Raw genomic sequence first — 2,268 nt, forward strand, 5'->3', positions numbered from 1 at the left:
CCCCATATTAAAAAAATTCAGGGAAGCGCTGCCAGCGCTTCCCAAGGAGATTCTTTCATTGGACGATTATATCCGCATCAAAGGGGCCAGGGAACACAACCTCAAGAACGTGAGCGTGGACATTCCGAGGGGCAGGTTGGTGGTCATAACGGGGCCGTCGGGGTCCGGCAAGTCGTCCCTGGCGTTCGACACGCTCTATGCCGAGGGGCAGCGGCGCTACGTGGAGTCCCTGTCGGCCTACGCGCGCCAGTTTCTGGGCGTCCAGAAGAAGCCGGACGTGGACGACATCTCCGGCCTGTCCCCCGCCATCTCCATCGAACAGAAGGGGACGGGCCACAACCCGCGTTCCATCGTGGGGACCGTCACCGAGATCTACGACTACCTGCGCCTGCTCTACGGCCGCATCGGGGTGCCCCACTGCCCCCATTGCGGCAAGCCGGTCATCCGCTATTCCATCGACGAGATCCTGGAGCTGATCTTCCAGAACGACGACGGTTCCCGCGTGGAGATCCTCTCCCCGCTCGTCCGGGGCAAGAAGGGCGAGTTCCGCAACCTGTTCAGCCAGACGCGGGAGAAGGGCTATACGCGCGTCCGCGTCGACGGCGCGGTCCTGTGGCTGGACGAGGACATCGAGCTGGACAAGAAGAAGCGCCACGACATCGAGGTGGTCGTCGACCGGCTGAAGGTGACGGAGGAGCGGCGTTCGCGCATCGCGGAGTCCGTGGAGGCCGCACTGAAGCTCTCGGGCGGGTACGTCCTGATCGCCCCGGAGGGCGGGACGGAGTACATGCTGACGGAGAACTACGCCTGCGCGGACTGCGACGTCGCCATCCCGGAGATCGAGCCGCGCCTCTTCTCCTTCAACAGCCCGTTCGGGGCCTGCCCCGACTGCGCCGGGCTCGGGAGCCACGAGCACTTCTCCGAGGAGCTCGCGATCGACCCGGACCGCTCCCTTGCGGAGGGAGCCATTCTGCCCTGGAAGACCAAACCGTACTTCCTGACCAAAATCGCTCTGTTCGCCAAAAAGTACGGGTGGGACCTGACCCCCAGATATGGGGACCTGGCCCCGCAGGTGCGGAACTTCATCCTGCACGGCAACGACGACCGGGTGCCGATGGTCTTCGAGGAGAAGGGGATGGAGCGCACCTATATGGGGCGGTACGAGGGGCTGCTGAACTGGCTGGAGGCCCGATGGCAGGACACGGAGTCCGAGACGGTCCAGGAGGAGCTGGCGGCCTACCGGGTGGAGGACGTCTGCAAGAGCTGCGGCGGCCTGCGGCTCCGCCCCGAGGCGCTGTCCGTAAGGGTCGGCGGGTATGGGATCGGGGAGCTGCTGGTCATGCCGATCGACCGGCTCTCCCGGGTGATGAAGGAGCTCTCCCTGGGGTCGACCGATACCCACATCGTCGAACAGGTGATGCTGGAGATCGACAAACGCTTGGATTTTCTGGTCGACGTGGGGGTGGGCTACCTCTCGCTGCTGCGCCGCGCGGACACCCTGTCGGGCGGAGAGAGCCAGCGCATAAGGTTGGCGACGCAGATCGGGTCGAAGCTCAGCGGGGTGCTCTACGTCCTGGACGAGCCGACCATCGGCCTGCACTCGCGGGACACGGAGCGCCTGGTGCGGACGCTCGCCTCCATCCGCGAGCTGGGCAACACGGTCGTGGTGGTCGAGCACGACCGGGAGACCATGAAGGCGGCGGACGCCCTCATCGAGATGGGGCCGGCCGCGGGGGAGCTGGGCGGCGAGATCGTCCACAGCGGCAGCTACGAGGAGGTGCTGGGGACGGAGGGGCTGACGGGCCCCTACCTGCGGGGCGACGAGACGGGCATCGTCCGGCCCGGGGCCCGTCGGAAGCCGTCGGGCTGGCTGACCGTCAAGGGCGCCGAGCACCACAACCTCAAGGGCATCGACGTCAAAATTCCGCGGGGCGTCTTCACCTGCCTCAGCGGCGTCTCGGGGTCGGGAAAGAGCAGCTTCCTCTACGACATCCTCTACAAGGGGATGCGACGGCGCCTGGACCGGGACTTCCGGGAGCGTCCCGGCCGTTTTCGGGCGCTGGAGGGGGCGGACGCGTTCGAGAACGTCGTCCTCGTCGATCAGAGCCCCATCGGACGGACTCCGCGCTCCAACCCCGCCACCTACACGGGGGTCTTCTCCCTCATCCGGGAGTTCTTCGCGGGGCTCCCCGAGGCGAACATCCGCGGGTACAAGCCGGGGCGCTTCAGCTTCAACGTCAAGGGCGGGCGCTGCGAGGCGTGCGGCGG

The 2,268-nt window shown here is 66.6% G+C and carries 1 protein-coding gene; it reads left to right on the plus strand.

What is annotated here, in order from left to right:
- Positions 1-58 precede the first annotated feature (58 nt).
- On the plus strand, positions 59-2,268 hold a 2,210-nt coding region (uvrA, locus tag Q0176_RS00590), incomplete at its 3' end, for an excinuclease ABC subunit UvrA (protein ID WP_299297990.1).

Origin of the sequence: uncultured Fretibacterium sp. (genome assembly GCF_938040765.1) — a bacterium.
Classification (GTDB): domain Bacteria; phylum Synergistota; class Synergistia; order Synergistales; family Aminobacteriaceae; genus CAJPSE01.